This is a genomic window from Pseudomonas sp. G1002 (assembly GCF_013385455.1).
Taxonomy (GTDB): Bacteria; Pseudomonadota; Gammaproteobacteria; order Pseudomonadales; family Pseudomonadaceae; genus Aquipseudomonas.
The window spans coordinates 744,324-762,719 of the sequence record NZ_JACAPY010000027.1; the positions used below are offsets into that span (position 1 = coordinate 744,324).

The window sequence follows — 18,396 nt, forward strand, 5'->3', positions numbered from 1 at the left end:
AATAATCAGAATGCGGGAGAGATACAGCATGACTCGCCAAAGCCTGACCCAACTGCGTGTATCGCCACTGCGCCTGCAACAGGGGCTGTTTGCCAGCCTGGCCCTGATGGTGACCTTGATTGGCGGTCAGCAATTGGCGCATTGGCAGCAGAGTCAGCAGCAAGTCGTGCAGTTTGAACGTCCGATGATGACCCAGACCCATTTCCGCTCCGTCGGCAGCACTGCCGCCGATGTGACAACCCCGCAATTGGCGGCGGTTGAACAGGACTCCACCCTCGGCGACCTGCCATCGCAGGAACGCTGGGTGTTCTAGGCAATACACGGTCCTCGAATCGAGCGACCGCAGGCACTACCGCTGTTACCCCTAAAAGAAGCGTAAGGAGAATCACCATGTTGAGTTGGGCAATCACATTTCTGATCATCGCCATTGTGGCTGCAGTCCTGGGCTTCGGTGGTATCGCGGGCACCGCCACGGGTATCGCCAAGATTCTGTTTGTGGTCTTCCTGGTGATGTTCATCGCTTCCTTCTTCTTTGGCCGTCGTGGTCGAGGCTAAGCATGTTCAACTCGTCCCTTAAAGCCCTGGCTGCCGCCCTGTTGTTGGGCGGCAGCGGCTTGGTGCTGGCTGCCAATGATGGCCAGTCCCGAGCCAACGAACTGTTGAGCGCGAACCCGCAGTATCGCGAGACCTGGCAGAGCGTGGTCAAGAAGGAAGAGCGTCTGCCTGAATGGGTGTTGAACCTTTCGGGCAGTGCTGAACAAATGAATGCCGTTGAAGAGGATGGCGACAAGTACTTGGTTGGGCCGCTCTGCGAGACCGCAGACACATGCCTGAACAAGCGCCTGATCGTCGCCTTCAGCTTCGACAAGGAAGATGCCTACGCGATGTTGGTAGAAGTCCCGGCGGGCCTGCCCGCGGACAAATCGCCAACGCGGCATGCCGACTACCGTTTTCTTGGCAAGCCGGACGAAGGCATGCAAAAGCTGCTGATGGAACAGCTCAAGAAAGATCCGAATTGGTACTAGGTTCGGTCTGACGACGCTGTCGTCTATCGGCTTAACGTCCATAGAAAGAAGCGCCGTGCTTCTTTCTGTTTGCATCGCCCGACAAGGGTGGTGTATGACCAAGGGGCCGGGTTGCTCTGATCGTTTGGATCGGCGTGACCTACGGGGACAGGGAGTGCCTGCGCAAGGGCCGGGTCAGGTGAAAAGCTGCGACGCAAGTTCCCAAGCCGATGGTTTGTGGAACTTGCGACGGGCTTGCGGCTCCTATGCCCGCTTCTGTCATGCCGCCCATAGCGGCAATTCTCCTTTTTGCGTCCGCCCAACCATTTCTTGGTGTTTCCGCGTGACCATCTATCGAGAAAGTTTGTCTCCTGCCAGACGAGTTTTTCGATGGTATGCGTAGGAATTTTCAGGGGTTTTCAACCGCGACCGTAGATTTTCAAAAAACCCTGCGCGAGCCTGAAATGGCCGGTTCGCGGCATTTATGCCTGCCGAAATGTCGTATTCGAACTGACCGTTCAGACAGAAAAACTCAAAAAAACTCATGCCGATTCGGCATAGGGTAGGCGTTTACGGCATTAGACGTCGCCTCCTTGCATCGGAATAGTTGCGCCTTTTTTCGCCTGCCAGTGAGCCATATCGGCCAACTGCGGTGACCTTCTACGGGGGCAGATGCACACACTTTTTCGCTCTCGAGCGTTCCAGCTGCTGGCGCATCTGCCTGAGTCCACTTGAAGTAAGGGTAATGACATGAAGAAGGCAAAGCTAAGCCTCGCCTGGCAGATCCTCATCGGTCTGGTGCTGGGGATTGCAATCGGTGCGGTGCTTAACCATTTCAGTGCTGAAAAGGCCTGGTGGATCAGCAACGTGTTGCAGCCCGCTGGCGATATCTTTATCCGCCTGATCAAGATGATCGTTATCCCGATCGTGATTTCGTCGCTGATTGTCGGAATCGCCGGTGTTGGCGATGCGAAAAAGCTCGGCCGGATCGGCGTTAAAACCATCCTTTACTTCGAAGTGGTCACCACCATTGCCATTGTGGTCGGCCTGTTGCTGGCCAACCTGTTCCATCCGGGTACCGGCATCGACATGAGTACCCTGGGTACCGTCGACATTTCCAAATACACGGCCACCGCCGCCGAGGTCCAGCACGAGCACGCGTTCATCGAGACGATCCTCAACCTGATCCCGTCGAACATCTTCGCCGCCGTGGCCCGTGGCGACATGCTGCCGATCATCTTCTTCTCGGTGTTGTTCGGCCTCGGCTTGTCGAGCCTCAAGCCTGAATTGCGCGAGCCCCTGGTGACCATGTTCCAGGGCGTGTCCGAGAGCATGTTCAAAGTCACCCACATGATCATGAAATACGCCCCGATCGGTGTATTTGCCCTGATCGCGGTGACCGTCGCCAACTTCGGCTTCGCCTCGCTGCTGCCGCTGGCCAAGCTGGTGATCCTGGTTTATGTCGCCATCCTGTTCTTTGCTTTTGTGGTGCTGGGCCTGATCGCCCGCCTGTTCGGTTTCTCGGTGATCAAGCTGATGCGCATCTTCAAGGATGAGCTGGTGCTGGCCTACTCCACTGCCAGCTCTGAAACCGTGCTGCCGCGTGTGATCGAGAAGATGGAAGCCTACGGCGCGCCGAAGGCGATCTGCAGCTTCGTGGTACCGACCGGCTACTCGTTCAACCTCGACGGTTCGACCCTGTACCAGAGCATCGCGGCGATCTTTATCGCCCAGCTGTATGGCATCGACCTGTCGATTGGCCAGCAACTGATGCTGGTGCTTACCCTGATGGTCACCTCCAAAGGCATCGCCGGCGTGCCGGGCGTGTCCTTCGTGGTGCTGCTGGCGACCCTGGGCAGCGTGGGCATTCCGCTGGAAGGCCTGGCGTTCATCGCCGGTGTCGACCGCATCATGGACATGGCCCGTACCGCACTGAACGTGATCGGTAACGCCCTGGCCGTACTGGTCATCTCCCGTTGGGAAGGCATGTACGACGATGCCAAGGGCGAGCGCTACTGGAACTCCCTGCCGCACTGGCGCACCAAGCAAGCACTGCCGGCCGGCGAGACCACTCGCGGCTGACCGCCATAACTGGCTCCTACACAAACCCCGGAAAATCCGGGGTTTGTCGTTTCTGCCAGCCCCGCTATCATTCGCCCCATCTTTCGGGGGATTCAACTGATGCTCAATGGCCTGTGGCTTGGCTTCTTTATCGTGGCGATGGTGTCTGCGCTGGCGCAATGGCTGATCGGCGGGAATGCCGGGATCTTTGCGGCCATGGTGGAAAGCATTTTCGCCATGGCCAAGCTGTCGGTCGAGGTGATGGTGTTGCTGTTCGGCACCCTGACCTTGTGGCTGGGCTTCCTGCGTATCGCCGAGAAAGCCGGGATCGTCGACTGGCTGGCCAAGGCCCTGGGGCCACTGTTCCGGCGCCTGATGCCGGAAGTGCCTGCCGGTCACCCGGCCATCGGCTTGATCACGCTCAACTTCGCCGCCAACGGCCTGGGCCTCGATAACGCCGCTACGCCCATCGGCCTCAAGGCCATGAAGGCGCTGCAAGAGCTCAACCCTATCCCCAATACCGCCAGCAACGCGCAGATCCTGTTCCTGGTACTCAACGCGTCTTCCCTGACCCTGCTGCCGGTCACCATCTTCATGTACCGCGCCCAGCAAGGTGCGGCGGACCCGACGCTGGTGTTCCTGCCGATCCTGCTGGCCACCAGCGCCTCGACCCTGGTGGGTCTGTTGTCGGTGGCGGTGATGCAACGCCTGCGGCTGTGGGACCCGGTGGTGCTGGCGTATCTGATTCCGGGTGCGCTGGTACTGGGTGGCTTCATGGCCTTGCTGGCGACGCTCTCAGCCACGGCGCTGGCGGGGCTGTCGTCGATCCTCGGCAACCTCACGCTGTTCGGGTTGATCATGTTGTTCCTGGTGATCGGCGCGCTGCGCAAGGTGAAGGTCTACGAAGCGTTTGTCGAAGGTGCCAAAGAGGGCTTCGACGTTGCCAAGAACCTGCTGCCGTACCTGGTGGCGATGCTGTGTGCAGTGGGCGTGTTGCGGGCGTCCGGCGCGCTGGATTTCGGCCTGGAAGGGATTCGCCATCTGGTGGCCTGGACCGGCATGGATACACGCTTTGTTGATGCGTTGCCGACGGCGATGGTCAAGCCGTTCTCCGGCAGCGCGGCGCGGGCGATGCTGATTGAAACGATGCAGACCCAGGGCGTGGACAGCTTCCCGGCGCTGGTGGCGGCGACGATTCAGGGCAGTACCGAGACCACGTTCTATGTGTTGGCGGTGTACTTTGGCTCGGTGGGAATCCAGCGGGCACGGCATGCGGTGGGGTGTGCGTTGTTGGCGGAGTTTGCTGGTGTGGTGGCGGCGATTGCGGTGTGCTACTGGTTCTTCGGCTAAGACCTGAATCCCTGTGGCGAGGGAGCTTGCTCCCGTTGGGCCGCGAAGCGGCCCCAGTCAGTTATCGCAGGTGTGTCAGTCAAAGCTCATTGACTGGTTTTGGGGCTGCTGCGCAGCCCAACGGGAGCAAGCTCCCTCGCCACAAAAGCGCGGCTTCCCAGGCCGACGGCCCAATCCACCACCTGCCTGTTCAGTACATCGCCAGCCTGACCAAACCCGGCTACCACCGCCGGCACCTTGGTATCCCCCACCGGCTGCCTCACCTCGAACCGCTTGCTGGCAATAATCCGTTGATCACTGCCGCGCACCAACCGTGCGTCCAGCCGTATCACCACTTCAACTGCGCTGCCGCGATACTCACTCTGAAACGCCTGCAACTGCCCGCCCAACTCAAAGTCCGCCTGCAGATTGGTCTCATCGGTACTGAGCAACGTCACCCGGCCATCCCGCTGGAACCCGTCCAACAACCGGTTACGCAACAGCACCGGTGCCGGATCGCTCCAGCGGGAATTCGCATAGCTGCTGATCAGGTCGCCATTAGGCACCACGGCAATCCGCGGGCTGTCGAGGAATTCGCTGGTCTGCGGCTTCGCCACCCGCAGCGACCAGGCCACCGGGCTGGCCTGCGTGGCGGCCTGCGCCGATGGCAACCGGTACACGTCCGAGGGATCCGCCTTCGGCAGGATGGAACACGCACTGACCAATACCAGCGCAACGGGGGCGATCATTTGGTACGCACGCTTCATGGCGTGAACTCCTTGTTCTTGTCGCTGCCCAGCAGGTAACCGCTGGGGTTGGCTTCCAGGCGGCGGGAAATGGCGCGCAACGAACCCAGGGTTTCGCGCAGCTCGCGCACCGCTGGCGCCAGTTCGTTGAGACCCTGCATGCCGCTGTTCAGGGAATCCTTGTTGTTGGTCAGCAAGGTGTCGATCGTGGCCGTGCTCTGTTGAAGGGACTGCATGGCTTTTTCAGCACTGCCGAAAACCTGCTTGCCCTGGTCGTTGAGCAAACCGTTGGCGTTGCGCATCAACGCGGTGGTTTGCTCCAGGGTGGCGCTGGCCTGTTTGCTCACCTGCATCAATTGCTGCATCACCACCTTGATGTCGCCGCGCTGATCGGCAATCGCGCCGGTGGTCTGTTGCAGGTTGTCCAGGGTATTGCTGAGGCGGTCGACGTTCTCCCGGGAGAACATGTGATTGGCGTTGTGCAGCAGCAAGTTGATGCTGGTCATCAGGTCATTGCTGTTGTTCAGCAGTCGCGCGATCGGCGATGGCGACGCAATGATTTCCGGCAGGTTGCCGTCCTTGCCCTTGAGCTCAGGGCTTTGGGGTGTACCGCCGCTGAGCTGGATGATCGAGGTGCCGGTGATGCCGGTCAGGGCCAGTTTGGCCTGGGTGTCTTCCTTGATCGGCGTCTGCCCGGCCAGGCGGATGCGCGCCAGCACCCGGCGCGGGTCTTTCGGGTCGAGGCGCAGGCTGGTGACGTCGCCCACCTTGATCCCGCTGTACTGCACGGCACTGCCTTGGGACAGCCCACTGACCGCCTCGTTGAACACCACTTCGTAATCCTGGAATGCGCTGTCGACGCTGGACTTGGCCAGCCACAGGCCAAACAGCATGGCGCCGACCACGACGATCACGCTGAACAGACCGATCATCACATGATGGGCTCGGGTTTCCATGTCATACCTCGTTGAGCAGTTGAGCGGCATCCAATGCCGCGCGGCCCCGTGGGCCATGGAAGTATTCGTGAATCCAGGCGTCGTCGGTTTCCGAGACGACATCGATGGCATCCGCCACCAGTACCTTTTTCTGCGCCAACACCGCTACACGGTCGGTGATGGTGTACAGCGTGTCGAGGTCGTGGGTGACCAGGAACACGCTCAGGCCCAGCGCATCGCGCAGGGTCAGGATCAGTTGATCGAAGGCGGCGGCGCCGATCGGGTCGAGGCCGGCGGTGGGTTCGTCGAGAAACAGGATGTCCGGGTCCAGCGCCAGGGCACGGGCCAGGGCCGCGCGCTTGATCATGCCGCCGGAGAGTGACGAGGGGTATTTGTCGGCGGCCGACAGCGGCAGCCCGGCCAACGCCAGTTTCACTGCCGCCAGGTGCTCGGCATCGGGACGGCTGAGGCCGGCATGCTCTATCAGTGGCAACGCAACGTTCTCGGTGACCGTCAGCGAGGAAAACAGCGCGCCCTTCTGGAACAGCACGCCGAAGCGCCGCTCCACCAGCGACCGCTCGTGTTCCGACAGGCTCGGCAAGTTCTGCCCGAACACCCGCACCTGGCCTTCGCTGGGCTGGCGCAACCCGATGATGCTGCGCAGCAGCACCGACTTGCCGCTGCCGGAGCCACCGACGACGGCGAGGATTTCACCCTTGTACAAGTCCAGGTCGAGGTTCTCGTGCACGCTTTGCGAACCAAACCGGTTGCACAGCCCGCGGACTTCGATCACCGCCTCAGTGGGCGCACGGCGCAGACGACTCACCAGCCCATCTCCATGAAGAACAGTGCGGCGACCGCATCCAGCACGATCACCACGAAAATCGATTGCACCACACTGGAGGTGGTGTGGGCGCCGACGGACTCGGCGCTGCCGCTGACCTTGAAACCTTCGAGGCAGCCGATGGCCGCGATCAGGAACGCGAAGATCGGCGCCTTGACCATGCCGACTAGGAAGTGCTGCACGCCAATGTCCGATTGCAGCAGCGACAGGAACATTGCCGGCGAAATATCCAGGGCCACGGCACACACCACACCGCCGCCGATAATGCCCGAGAGCATTGCCAGGAACGTCAGCATCGGCAGCGCCACCAGCAATGCCAGTACGCGGGGCAGCACCAGCAACTCCATCGGGTCGAGGCCCAGGGTGCGGATCGCATCGATCTCTTCGTTGGCCTTCATCGAGCCGATTTGTGCGGTGAAGGCACTGGCGGTGCGGCCCGCCATCAGGATCGCGGTGAGCAACACGCCGAACTCCCGCAGGAAGGAGAACGCCACCAGGTCCACGGTGAAAATGCTCGCGCCAAAACTGGCCAGCACCGTGGCACCGAGAAACGCCACCACTGCGCCCACCAGGAAAGTCAGCAAGGCCACGATGGGGGCCGCGTCGAGGCCGGTTTGTTCGATATGCGCAACCATTGGCGTCACGCGCCAGCGCTTGGGCCGGAATACGCCACGGGCGAAGGTTTCGAGGATCAGGCCGATAAAGCCCAGCAGTTTCATGCCGTCTTGCCAGACGGTGTAGACCGCGCCGCCGATGCGCGCCAGCAACATGATGCCGGCGGCTTCTTCCGGTTCCTTGACCGGCACACAGAAGTCGTTCAGAGAGCGGTAGACGGTTTTCAGTAACGCGCGGTCGGCGGTCGAGAGGCTGCAGTCGGTCTGTTCGGCGGACTGTTCGATGCGCTCGGGGCCGAGCAATTCCACCAGCAGCGAGGCGCCGGCCGTGTCCAGGGCGCCGAGGCCGTTAAGGTCGATGCGTGCGCCAGCGTCGTACTGGCCGTCGAGCTTTTCCGACAGCTTCTTCAGGTTGGCATAGTGGGCAAGCGTCCAATCCCCTGTAATCCTCAGCAATGGAGGCTGGGTGGACGTGTCCAGATGGGCTGCACCGGCCGTTGTGCTACTGGTCATAAGCTCCGAGCTTGTTTGGCTATTCCAGAATTCCTACGTAATAGCACGATCCTGCCTACTTTGGCGCGTCTGGCGTTGTAGCGCCCTGACCGGGGTCAGTCACCTTGAAGCGCAACACGCCGATCACTTGGCCATCTTCGGTCAGCACCCGTACCTGCCAGCGTCCTACCGAGTCGGGGGGGAAGTTCTGCTTGTGGGTCCAGGCCCGATAGCCTTCCTTGCGCCCACCATGGATGTCCAGGGCGATGCGGTCGACTTCCTTGCCGTTGAATTTCCACACATGGTAGATCCGCTCATCCAGGCCGCGCGGCGCGTTGATCGCGGTGTAGGCATACAGCCCGCTGCTGCGCAGTTGGGCGGCGCTGACTTCTTTCAGGTCATCGCCGGGCGTGCGGTCCTGCAATTGGGTGCTGATGGCCACTTCGGTCATCCACAGCGTCGCGGGCGGCACCCAAGTGCGCAGGAACCAGCCGGCGCAACCAATCGCCGCGGTAACCCCCAACAGCATCGCCCAGCCCTTGATGCTACGCAGCGGCAGGCTCACGGCCAGGCTCGGGATAGAGAGCGCCATTGCCACGCCGAGGGCCAGTTTGTAACTCTCGGCGGTGGTCAGGTGCAGGATGATCGGCAGCGCGGTCAGCAGGGCTGCGAACAGCGTCAGGGTGTGCAGTGCGAGAAACAGCGAGCGCTTGGGTGCCAGCCACTTGTAGTACAGCGGGTCGGTGATGGAGACCAACGCCGCCGCGCCCAGCAGGCCGGTAAAGATCGACTGGCCGCTGTTCCAGGTGGTGGTGACAAAAAAGAACGGCAGGACAAAAAACAGGCTTTCCTGATGGATCATCTGTGTGGCGTAGCGCAGCAGCGGTTCGGGGATTTCCCGTTTGAAGACTTTGCTGAACAGCTGTGTGAGGCTGTTTTCGAGCATCAGCCATAACCAGCTCACCAGCATGATGATCGCGATCCAGCTGGCCATGCCTTGCTGGCGATCCACCAGGATGAAGCTGCCCACACCCGAGATGAAACCGCCGAGTGCAATCACCCCTGGGTAGCGCTTCATCAGCTCGAGGATGCGCTGGATGGTGTGGGTCAGGATAGGCATTCGGCAGTTCACAGTCTTTGTAGGAAAAATCCCAGACAGAATAACGTTTTAGCCGTTTTCTCGGGGCCCGATTACGCAATCCCTTTGCGATAACGCCACACACCTAGTAACACAATCGCAATCAGCCCCAGTGCGCCTGCGGCGATCCAGTTGAGGCTATCGTAGCTGAACAACGGTTTCTCGATGCGCCAGTAGCCGTTCTGCTTGAACAACTCGCGCATGGCCTGGTTGGCTTGCTCCAGGCTGACGGCCTTGATGCGCTTGGCCAGGTCGCTGAAATGCCCTTTGGCGTAGTCGCCCGAGGCACTCCAGTAATAGTCGGCCAACGCGCTGTTGCCTTGAACGGCCCACGCCTGGCGGGCAATGGCGGCTTGTTGCAGGCGGGCGAAGGTGGCCGGGTCGAGGCCGTCCTTGAGCAGTTGGGCCCTGAGGGTTTCCAGCACGTGCTCGGCTTCGGGCAGGTTGTCGCGTTCAAGGTCGGCGTTGAGGCTCATGAAGCCGACGCCGCCCAGCACTTCGCGCTCGCTCCATGGGCCATAGGACAAGCCGTGCTGCAAGCGCAATTGACGATACAGCGCCCAATCCAGGTAGTCCTTGAGCAGGTCGAAGGTTTCATCGTACTGGTCGTCCAGCACCGGCTCGGGGAATAACCAGTGCAGCTTGGCGTTGTCACCGACCCAGCCGTGGATCAGGTCGCGGCGGACGGCGGCGGCGTGTTGAATCTCCGGCAACGGGCGATGTTCGCTGGGGTCAACCGGATCCAGTGCGCCGTAAGTGCGTTCGAGATAGGCCGGCAGCAGCTTGTCGAGGTCGCCGACGATGATCAGGGTCATGTTGTTGGGGGCGTACCAGGCCTTGCGCAGCTTTTCCAACTGGTCGCGGGTCAGGTGCTCGACTTCGGCCCGCTCGGCGCATTTGAGCCCCAGTTCGACGGCAAGCTGACTGCTGGCCTTGTGGCCGAGGTCCTGGCGGTCCAGCAGCCGTTGCAGGTGTGAGTAATGGCCGCCGTCTTCGCGCTCCACCACCTGTTTGGCGGCATTGATGTTGGCGTCGGTCAATTGGGTGCGGGTGATGATGGCCAGCAGCAGGTCGAGCACCTTGCGCTGGTTCTGCGCCGGAGCCTCGATGACGAAAGTGGTGTCGGCATTGCTGGTGTAGGCGTTCCAGTCGCCGCCGAGGACTTGCATGCGTTCTTCCAGCTCACCTTCGCCGCCACCGTCGATTCCGCTGAACAGCAAATGCTCCAGCAGGTGCGGCAGTTCCTTGTCTTCGCAACTGAAGTCATCCAGGCCCACACCCACCACCAGGCGGATTGCCACGTGGCCGCGTTCGGTGCCCGGCTTGAGCAGCAATTGCAGGCCGTTGGGCAGGGTGTAGCCCTCGACTTGCAGGCGGTCAAAGGCAAAGGTGTGTGCCGAACCCATGAGCAGGCAGGCGAATAGCAGGCGACGCATAACAGGCTTCCTGGCGAGTGAGGTCCATTGTTAACTGACTTCACTCGCCGTCGTACGTTCAGGGCGAATGGGTGATGTCGGCAATATCGTCCGCCGAGAGGGCGCCGGTGTCGGTGGTTTCCAGCACCACATAAGCGCTGCTGCAGAACAGCGAGTTGAGACGCTTCATGTCGGCAATCAGCTCCAGGTGCAAGGAACTGGTCTCCAGGCTCTGTACGATTTTACGTTGCAAGCGGCTGACGTGGGCGTGGGCCAGGCGACGCTCCTGGGCGCGGAAGCGGCGCTTTTCCCGCAGCAGTTGCCGGGCGCTTTCCGGGTCGGCACTGAGGAACACCGAGAGCCCCAGGCGCAGGTTGGCGATCAGTTGGGTTTGCAGGCCCGCGAGTTCCTCCAGGCCGACTTCGGAGAATGAGCGGCGCTGGGAGGTCTTTTGCTGCTGGACCTTGCGCAGCATGCGTTCGATCAGGTCGCCGGCCAGTTTCAGATTGATCGACAGTTCGATGATCTCGGCCCAGCGTCGGCTGTCCTGTTCGCTGAGGTCTTCCCGGGGCATTTGCGCGAGGTAGAGCTTGATCGCGCTGTAGAGCGCCTCGACATCGTCGCTCAGGCTGCGCATTTCCTGGGTGATGGCGGTTTGCTTGCCGCGCAGCACTTCCAGCATCGAGGTCAGCATGTTGTCGATCAGGTCGCCCAGACGCAGGGTTTCGCGGGCGGCGTTGGCCAGTGCCAGGCTTGGGGTGGCGAGTGCTGCCAGGTCCAGGTGGCGCGGCTTGGCCAGGCCGTTGACCTCTTCGCGTTCCGGGAGCAACCAGGCGCACAAGCGGGACATCGGGCCGATGGTGGGCAGCAGGATCAGGCAGCGAATAACGTTATAGAGCAGGTGGAAGGTGATCACCATGCCTTGGGCGCTGTAGTCCAGGTTATCCATCCAGCCGACCAGCGGGTCGAGTACCGGGATGATCAGCAGCAAGCCGATCAGCTTGTACAGCAGGCTGCCCAGGGCCACCTGGCGCCCGGCGGCGTTCTGCATGCTGGTGCTGAGGAAGGCCAGCACGCCGCTGCCGATGTTGGCGCCGATCACCAGGCCGATGGCCACGTGCAGGCCGATCACGCCGGCACCGGCGAGGGTCGCGGTCAGCAGGACGGCGGCCAGGCTGGAGTAGGAGATCATCGCGAACAGTGCGCCGACCAGGGCATCGAGCAAGATGTCGCCGGTCAGCGAGGCGAACAGGACCTTGACGCCCTGCGCGTGGGTGATCGGGCCCGCGGCTTCGACGATCAGTTGCAGCGCAAGGATGATCAGCCCGAGGCCGATCCCGACACGGCCCATCTGCCCGGCGCGTGTCTGTTTGCGCGACAGGAAGAAAATCACCCCGAGGAAAATCAACAGCGGCGACAGCCACGACAGGTCAAAGGTCAGCACCCGGGCCATCAGCGCGGTACCGACATCGGCACCGAGCATGGTCGCCAGGGCGGGCATCAGGCCCATCAGGCCCTGGCCGACAAACGAAGTCACCAGCATCGCCGTGGCGTTGCTGCTTTGCACCATGGCCGTCACCAGGATGCCGGCGATAAACGCCAGCCAGCGCTTGGACATGTTCTGCCCGATGACCTGGCGCAAGTTGGAGCCGTAGACCCGCAGGATGCCGGTACGGACGATGTGCGTGCCCCAGATCAGCAGGGTTACCGCGGAAAGCAGATTGAGCAGGGTCAGCATGCTGGGCCCCCTGTGTTGAGTCGTGCTCCAATCGGAGCAAGTGAATAGTGCCGCGTGCCGTTCTACGTCTTGTACTTAAGCTGTAGTTGGCGAATGGGCTCGGCGCCAGCATCGCATAGCTAAAGTCGGGATTGAAACAAAACTGTCATGAAATCAGCTTTTTGCAGATGAAAAAAAGGGGCTCTAAAGCCCCTTTTTCAGCAGCGGGTCCAGGTTATTGACCCGGAATGTCCTTGCGCAGTTTCACAGGGTCCTGCTGTTTCTTCTTTTTCGCGATGGCGGTACGCATCTTGATGTTCACCGCTTCAACCGCCAGGGAGAACGCCATGGCGAAGTAAACGTAGCCTTTTGGCACGTGAACGTCGAAGGCTTCGGCGATCAGCACGGTACCCACCACCAGCAGGAACGACAGCGCCAGCATCTTCAGCGACGGGTGTTTGTCGATGAAATCGCTGATGGTGCCAGCGGCCAGCATCATCACGAGTACGGCGACGATGATCGCGGCCACCATCACCGGTACGTGGGAAACCATACCAACGGCGGTAATCACCGAGTCCAGGGAGAACACGATGTCGATGATCGCGATCTGGATGATGGTGTAGATGAACTTGCCACCGGCGCCCTTCGGCTCGTCGTGGGTTTCGTCTTCACCTTCCAGGGCGTGGTACATCTCCTGGGAGCTTTTCCACAGCAGGAACAGGCCACCGAAGAACAGGATCAGGTCGCGGCCGGAAATGCCTTGGCCGAACACCACGAACAGATCGTCGGTGAGGCGCATGACCCAAGTGATCGACAGCAGCAACAGGATCCGCGTGACCATCGCCAGCGCCAGGCCGAAGATCCGGGTACGCGCCTGCATGTGCTTGGGCATGCGGCTGACCAGGATCGAAATCATGATGATGTTATCGATGCCCAGGACGATCTCGAGGGCCGTCAGGGTGAAGAAGGCAATCCAGATTTCCGGATTGGTCAGCCATTCCATGTGTATTCCTTTGAGCGAGTGTTAGACCGCGCCAGCCTTAAGAGCCGGCGCAGTGAGTTGTACGATTATAGAGTGCTGAACAGCGGAAAAATCCCCATCAGCAAAGCGGCGACCATTATGCACAGGCACACCAGCACCGCCCACTTGAGGGTGAAGCGCTGGTGATCGCCAAATTCGATACCCGCCAGGGCTACCAGCAAGTAGGTCGATGGAACCAGTGGGCTCAACAAGTGCACAGGCTGGCCAACGATTGAGGCGCGGGCCATTTCCACGGCAGTGATGCCGTAGTGGCTGGCGGCTTCGGCCAGTACCGGCAGAACGCCGTAGTAGAAGGCATCGTTGGACATGAAGAAGGTAAACGGCATGCTCACCAGCGCGGTGATCACGGCCAGATAAGGCCCCAGCGCGTCAGGGATGACGGCCAGCAGGCTCTTGGACATGGCATCGACCATGCCGGTACCGGACAGGATGCCAGTGAAGATACCGGCGGCGAAGATCAGGCCGGTGACTGCCAGGACGCTGCCGGCATGGGCGGCGATCCGGTCTTTCTGCATCTGCAGGCATGGGTAGTTGACGATCATCGCGATACTGAAGGCCACCATGAACAGTACTGGCAGTGGCAACAGGCCGGCGATCAAGGTGCACATCAGGGCGAAGGTCAGTGCGCCGTTGAACCAGATCAGTTTCGGACGGCGGGCGTCCGGGTATTGCGAGACGCTGATTTCACTGTGGTCGATTTCATCGCCTTGCAGGTGCAGCTCGCCCAGGCGTGCCCGTTCGCGCTTGCCGTACATATAGGCAATCACCAGGATGGCGACGACGCCGGCGGCCATGGCTGGAATCATCGGGACGAAAATATCCGATGGGTCCACGTGCAATGCACTGGCGGCGCGGGCGGTCGGGCCACCCCATGGGGTCATGTTCATCACCCCACCGGCGAGGATGATCAGGCCGGCCATGATCCGCGGGCTCATGCCGATGCGCTGGTACAGCGGCAGCATGGCGGCCACGCAGATCATGTAGGTGGTGGCGCCGTCTCCGTCCAGTGATACCACCAGGGCCAGCACGGCGGTGCCGACCGAGACCTTCAGCGGGTCGCCCTTGACCAGCTTGAGGATCTTGCGCACGGCCGGGTCGAACAGGCCGGAGTCGATCATCAAGGCGAAATAGAGGATGGCAAACATCAGCATTACGCCGGTCGGCGCAAGCTTGGTGATGCCCGCGAGCATCATCGGGCCGATCTGCGGGGCAAAGCCGCCGAACAGCGCGAACAGGATCGGTACGATGATCAGGGCGATCAGCGCAGACAGGCGCTTGGTCATGATCAGGAACATGAACGTGATGACCATGGCAAAGCCAAGGAAAGTCAGCATAGGAATACTCCAGGCGTAGCGCGGCTAGGGAATGGCGAACCGGTTGGGTCAGCGCAGAACGAAAGGCACGAGGCGTACGGGTGGAGTCGGGGCAAACAGGCGGGTACGGGCGGACATCGGGAATCACCATTGTTGTTGTTAACAACCGGTCTGTTGCCGGTAGTGGTGGGCGATCCTAGTCCCGGAAGCTTTCAGCCAGCTTTCGCTTGAGAAACGGGCTACGTTGAATGGACGACTGGTCCTGTGTGAAATAAGGATGTGGGAGACAGAGCATGCATGAGCAACACCAAGGCGGCTGCCATTGCGGGCGGGTGCGTTATCAGTTCAGCGGGGCGTTGGTGGATATTGCCCACTGCCACTGCTCGATTTGCCGACGGGTCAGCGGCGGCTTGGTGACGACCTGGATCACCCTGCCCCGTTCCGCGTTCGCCTGGGTGGCGGGAACGCCGGCGCAGTACGAATCTTCGCCGACATGCGTGCGGTATTTCTGTTCTAACTGTGGGGCGCACTTGGCGCTGGTAACGCAGCTGAGTGCCGAGAGTATCGATGTGACCATCGCAACCCTGGATCACCCGGAGCTGGCCCCGGCAGATCGGCACATCTGGGTAGAGAGCCGATTGCCGTGGTTACACCTGGATGAGCAACTACCGGAAGAAGCCGGAGAAGCGCTCTAGGGCAGTTCGAACCCGCCGGAGGCCTTGTGCAGTGCGCGCAAGTGCTCGCCTAGCTGCTTGAGGTTGGCTTCACATGCGGCAATCTCCGCCGCGCGGGCCGGTTCCAGCAGCGCCCTCACCTCTTTGTCCAGATCGCCGGTCAGCGACTGCAACTGCTTCTGGCGCGCGGCGCTCTCTGATTCCAGGCGTTTGGATTCTGTTGGTTGTGGCAAGCCGTAACCGCTGGTGCCCAGAAGCTCTGCCGGGCGACTGAGGAAGCCACTGTTGGCAAGGATCTGCTGCAACGTCGCGTTGGCCTTTTCCATGCCGCCGTTCTTCAGCTCGCGGGCGCCAAGGTAGCGTTGCTTGACTTCATCCTGGGCCAGCATGAGCTGCTTGCGGAAGCTCGCCTGTTCCAGCAGCAACAAGGCGGCGCTGGCGCGCAGGTCGGCTTCGGCGAACCATGGGCGGCGCTCTTCGGCACTCAGTGACAACCAATCCTCCACTTCAGCCTGTTTGATCGGCAGGCGCTTTTTCAACACCTCGAACATCGCCTGGTAGCGCTCGCGGAAGGAGTCGAAGTGATAGCCGAGGCGCAGCGCGCGTTTTTTGTCGTCCAGCACACTGGTATCGGCCAGGCCTCGGCCCTTGAGGACTTCCAGCAGGCCATTAGGCGTGATGTTGTCCAGGCCGGTCAGCTGCGGGTTGGCGCTGCCGCTGCGTAACAGTTTCAGGCTCTCGACTGCGCAGTTGTTGGAGATGAAGAAGTAGTTGCCGTCGTAGCTCCAGTGCATTTCGGCGGCATGTTCGACGGTGTCGTTGATCTCCTGGCGCGTGAGCTTCAACGGCACCGACGCCAGGCCGCGCAGCTCGGTCTTGGTGTACTCGTCAATGACCTGAGACAGCGGCAGCACGAACAGCCGCGACGGGTATTTGCCGATCAGGCCGTCCCAGCTCGACAGTTGTACGTCACCGACAAACGCGCGGTAGGACAACACCAGGTGCTGGTCCAGGTCCAGGCGACAGTCCGGGCCTCGCGGCCGGCCCGGGGCGCAGATCACCAGGCGCAGCATGCTGTGGCCCCAGCGACTCACGAGGTTCTGGTTGGCTTCGGCCAGCAGGTAGTCGATTTCGTAGACCCGCTCGGGGTCGACCTGGCCCAGTGGAGTCTTGGCGAAGTCGTTGCCGGCGTTGAGGAAGGCGTAGGTTTTGGCACAGGTGTCCTTGGCGGGCGGCGCCCAGCCAAAGTGTTCCTTGTAATAGCGGTACAGCGAAGGCCGGCGGCAGGCATAGCTCGGGTCGAGGAGGAAGTACTCCATGTTGACGGCGACGAATTCCAGCGGGCTGGTGGTTTCGTAGATGTCCGGGCTGCGGGCGACCTGATGGTTGTTCTGTTCACGTTCGCCGCGACGGCCGACGTATTGCGGCCACCCGGCGAGGTCCAGCAGGCGTGGGTCATCGCTGAGGGTAAAGCGGCGGTCGTTCTGGCCCCGGCATTGATCGGGCAGGCCGATCAGGCCGGTGATGTTGTTCTGGCGGCTGCAACGCTGGATCAGCTTGCGGTCGGCGCTGGACCACAGGCGGGCACGGTCATAGATGTGGGTCAGTTCATGCAGCACGGTGGCGAGCATTTCCCGGCGCACGGTGCCGTGGGGGCGATTGGTTTTTTGCGTCGCGGCACTGCCGTCGGTAAGGCTTTCCAGCAAGTTGCTGTTGAGGTCCAGTTCGGACACCAGCGAAGCCTGGCCGTAGGCGTTCTCGGGCATCTTGTCGGTCCAGCCGACGTCGATGGTCCGGTCCAGTTGCTCGATGAAGCGCGGCGGCAACGCCTGCATCGCTTCATCCAGCAATGCCTGGCTCGCCTGCTGCTGGGCCGGGCTCAAGCCATCGGTCTTGAGCCGCAGTTGCAGGGCGGCCTGAGCCGCGCTGGCGCCCAGCAGCAAGGTGCCGGCCAGTAGCCAGGCGGCAATGCGCCTCACAGAGAGAGGATAGCTTCGGCGAGGACCTGGTCGCTGGCGTCGCGGGCTTCCGGCACGCGGGTTCGCAGGGTGTCGAAGGCGGCTTCCAGTTGAGCGCCACGAATCTCGCCATTGCTGGCGACGAAACTTGCGGCATCGTCGTGGGCTTCGCGTACGACTTTGGAGTCGCGGATGGACGTGGTGGTGTCCGAGGTGAAATCGATGGTACGGGCCGAGGCTCGGACGATGATGTTACTGGTGGCCTTCAGGGTTTGTGCCTGGGCAACACCGGCCAACAACAGCAGGCCGAGAGCGGCGGCGATCAGCGGGCTACGCATGGAATGACTCCGAAATACAAAGATGATTATTGGACGAGAATTGCTTGCGCCAGTTCAAGGTCACTGGCGTTAAGTTTTGGCTGGGTACGGCGCAGATAATCCAGCGCTGATTCCAGTCGGGCTCCCCGCCATTGGCCGTCAGTGGCAATGAAAGCGGCAGCGTCATCCTGGGCGGCCAGTATCAGTTTATGGTCGAACGGTGCGGAGGTCACTTTGCTGGTGGCATACGCACTGACAACGAGGCTCTGGGTGGACAGGTCAAAGGCCGGAGCTTGCGTGGACCAGCAGGTGCAAAACACTACGGGAGCGATCAACAGGCGGTATGAAAAAGCCATGGGACTCGACAACTGAAAACGAGCGCCAAGGCTAGCGCAATGCCCGGGCGAGAGCCAGCGCGGAGGGTTCGGGGAGCGCCTGGCGCCCCCTTTATCCCACCTGCGGTCAGATGGCCAGGATCGCCTGGGCCAGTTGCGTGTCAGTCGCGGTATTCAGTTGTGGAGCCTGTTGGCGGATCTGGGCCAGGGCGCTTTCCAGTTTTACGCCACGGATGGCGCCTTCGCTGGCAACGAAGCTGGCGGCGTCGTCACGGGCGGCACGTACGACCTTGTTGTCACGCAGGGAGGAAGTGGCATCGGAGGTGGCGTCTGAGGTGGCTTTCAGTGCGCCGACGATCGAATCCGTGGTCACGATCAGGCTGGAGGCGTTGGCATTGGCAGCCAGGGCCAGCAGGGCTGCAGCGCTCAGCAGGTGAAGACGGGACATGGGGTGACTCCTGT

Annotated in this window: 19 protein-coding genes; 6 read left to right on the forward strand and 13 right to left on the reverse strand. The window is 61.4% G+C overall.

The features are described 5' to 3' along the window. Positions 1-28 precede the first annotated feature (28 nt). The 5 genes from HX801_RS17695 to HX801_RS17715 all read left to right on the forward strand — a co-directional run bounded on the left by HX801_RS17695 (position 29) and on the right by HX801_RS17715 (position 4,415). The gene (locus HX801_RS17695) at positions 29-313 is read left to right on the forward strand and encodes a hypothetical protein (RefSeq protein WP_087694545.1); all 285 of its coding nucleotides are present in this window, start codon (positions 29-31) and stop codon (positions 311-313) included. Between the two features lie 77 nt (positions 314-390). After that, entirely contained in the window at positions 391-555 is a 165-nt protein-coding gene (locus HX801_RS17700) for a DUF1328 domain-containing protein (RefSeq protein WP_003170804.1), read from the forward strand. Positions 556-557: 2 nt separating this feature from the next. Next, positions 558-1,025, forward strand: a complete 468-nt coding sequence (locus tag HX801_RS17705) for an inhibitor of vertebrate lysozyme family protein (RefSeq protein ID WP_177022440.1) — start codon at positions 558-560, stop codon at positions 1,023-1,025. Between the two features lie 729 nt (positions 1,026-1,754). Beyond that, positions 1,755-3,086, forward strand: coding sequence for a glutamate/aspartate:proton symporter GltP (gltP, locus tag HX801_RS17710; RefSeq protein WP_003214787.1), 1,332 nt, complete (start codon positions 1,755-1,757; stop codon positions 3,084-3,086). A 99-nt stretch (positions 3,087-3,185) separates the two neighbouring features. Beyond that, positions 3,186-4,415, forward strand: a complete 1,230-nt coding sequence (locus HX801_RS17715) for a nucleoside recognition domain-containing protein (RefSeq protein WP_177022441.1) — start codon at positions 3,186-3,188, stop codon at positions 4,413-4,415. 86 nt (positions 4,416-4,501) lie between these two features. Here HX801_RS17715 and HX801_RS17720 read toward each other — a convergent pair whose 3' ends face one another. The 9 genes from HX801_RS17720 to HX801_RS17760 all read right to left on the reverse strand — a co-directional run bounded on the left by HX801_RS17720 (position 4,502) and on the right by HX801_RS17760 (position 14,671). Continuing rightward, positions 4,502-5,161: an ABC-type transport auxiliary lipoprotein family protein gene (locus HX801_RS17720; RefSeq protein WP_177022442.1), complete on the reverse strand. Its 660-nt coding sequence runs from the start codon at positions 5,159-5,161 to the stop codon at positions 4,502-4,504. Then, positions 5,158-6,096 (reverse strand): MlaD family protein, encoded by a 939-nt coding sequence (locus HX801_RS17725; RefSeq protein ID WP_008439646.1) that lies wholly within the window; start codon positions 6,094-6,096, stop codon positions 5,158-5,160. The genes HX801_RS17720 and HX801_RS17725 overlap by 4 nt, the downstream gene beginning before the upstream one ends. 1 nt (position 6,097) lies before the next feature. Continuing rightward, complete coding sequence (locus HX801_RS17730; RefSeq protein ID WP_003214778.1) at positions 6,098-6,901, reverse strand: ABC transporter ATP-binding protein; 804 nt, start codon at positions 6,899-6,901, stop codon at positions 6,098-6,100. Next, positions 6,898-8,046 carry an ABC transporter permease gene (locus tag HX801_RS17735; protein ID WP_032899919.1) on the reverse strand — a complete coding sequence of 383 codons (1,149 nt, stop codon included), beginning with the start codon at positions 8,044-8,046 and terminating at the stop codon, positions 6,898-6,900. The genes HX801_RS17730 and HX801_RS17735 overlap by 4 nt, the downstream gene beginning before the upstream one ends. A 55-nt stretch (positions 8,047-8,101) precedes the next feature. Beyond that, on the reverse strand, positions 8,102-9,145 hold the full coding sequence (locus HX801_RS17740; protein WP_003214774.1) for a DUF5924 family protein: 1,044 nt from the start codon (positions 9,143-9,145) through the stop codon (positions 8,102-8,104). A 71-nt stretch (positions 9,146-9,216) separates the two neighbouring features. After that, on the reverse strand, positions 9,217-10,599 hold the full coding sequence (locus HX801_RS17745) for a pitrilysin family protein (RefSeq protein ID WP_177022443.1): 1,383 nt from the start codon (positions 10,597-10,599) through the stop codon (positions 9,217-9,219). Between the two features lie 58 nt (positions 10,600-10,657). After that, positions 10,658-12,316: a Na/Pi cotransporter family protein gene (locus HX801_RS17750; protein ID WP_003214770.1), complete on the reverse strand. Its 1,659-nt coding sequence runs from the start codon at positions 12,314-12,316 to the stop codon at positions 10,658-10,660. A gap of 214 nt (positions 12,317-12,530) precedes the next feature. Beyond that, entirely contained in the window at positions 12,531-13,298 is a 768-nt protein-coding gene (locus tag HX801_RS17755) for a TerC family protein (RefSeq protein WP_003214768.1), read from the reverse strand. A gap of 65 nt (positions 13,299-13,363) precedes the next feature. After that, positions 13,364-14,671 carry a CitMHS family transporter gene (locus HX801_RS17760; protein WP_003214766.1) on the reverse strand — a complete coding sequence of 436 codons (1,308 nt, stop codon included), beginning with the start codon at positions 14,669-14,671 and terminating at the stop codon, positions 13,364-13,366. A gap of 272 nt (positions 14,672-14,943) precedes the next feature. Between HX801_RS17760 and HX801_RS17765 the strand changes: the two genes are divergently transcribed. After that, the gene (locus HX801_RS17765; protein WP_008439652.1) at positions 14,944-15,345 is read left to right on the forward strand and encodes a GFA family protein; all 402 of its coding nucleotides are present in this window, start codon (positions 14,944-14,946) and stop codon (positions 15,343-15,345) included. On the opposite strand, the gene HX801_RS17770 is transcribed toward HX801_RS17765, so the two are convergent. The 4 genes from HX801_RS17770 to HX801_RS17785 form a co-directional block, all read right to left on the reverse strand. Then, the gene (locus HX801_RS17770; RefSeq protein ID WP_003214762.1) at positions 15,342-17,303 is read right to left on the reverse strand and encodes a DUF4105 domain-containing protein; all 1,962 of its coding nucleotides are present in this window, start codon (positions 17,301-17,303) and stop codon (positions 15,342-15,344) included. The genes HX801_RS17765 and HX801_RS17770 overlap by 4 nt on opposite strands. Continuing rightward, positions 17,300-17,620, reverse strand: a complete 321-nt coding sequence (locus HX801_RS17775) for a DUF2388 domain-containing protein (RefSeq protein WP_003214760.1) — start codon at positions 17,618-17,620, stop codon at positions 17,300-17,302. The genes HX801_RS17770 and HX801_RS17775 overlap by 4 nt, the downstream gene beginning before the upstream one ends. A 26-nt stretch (positions 17,621-17,646) precedes the next feature. Beyond that, complete coding sequence (locus HX801_RS17780) at positions 17,647-17,955, reverse strand: DUF2388 domain-containing protein (protein WP_003214758.1); 309 nt, start codon at positions 17,953-17,955, stop codon at positions 17,647-17,649. Positions 17,956-18,061: 106 nt separating this feature from the next. Beyond that, on the reverse strand, positions 18,062-18,382 hold the full coding sequence (locus HX801_RS17785) for a DUF2388 domain-containing protein (protein ID WP_177022444.1): 321 nt from the start codon (positions 18,380-18,382) through the stop codon (positions 18,062-18,064). Between the last annotated feature and the right edge of the window lie 14 nt (positions 18,383-18,396).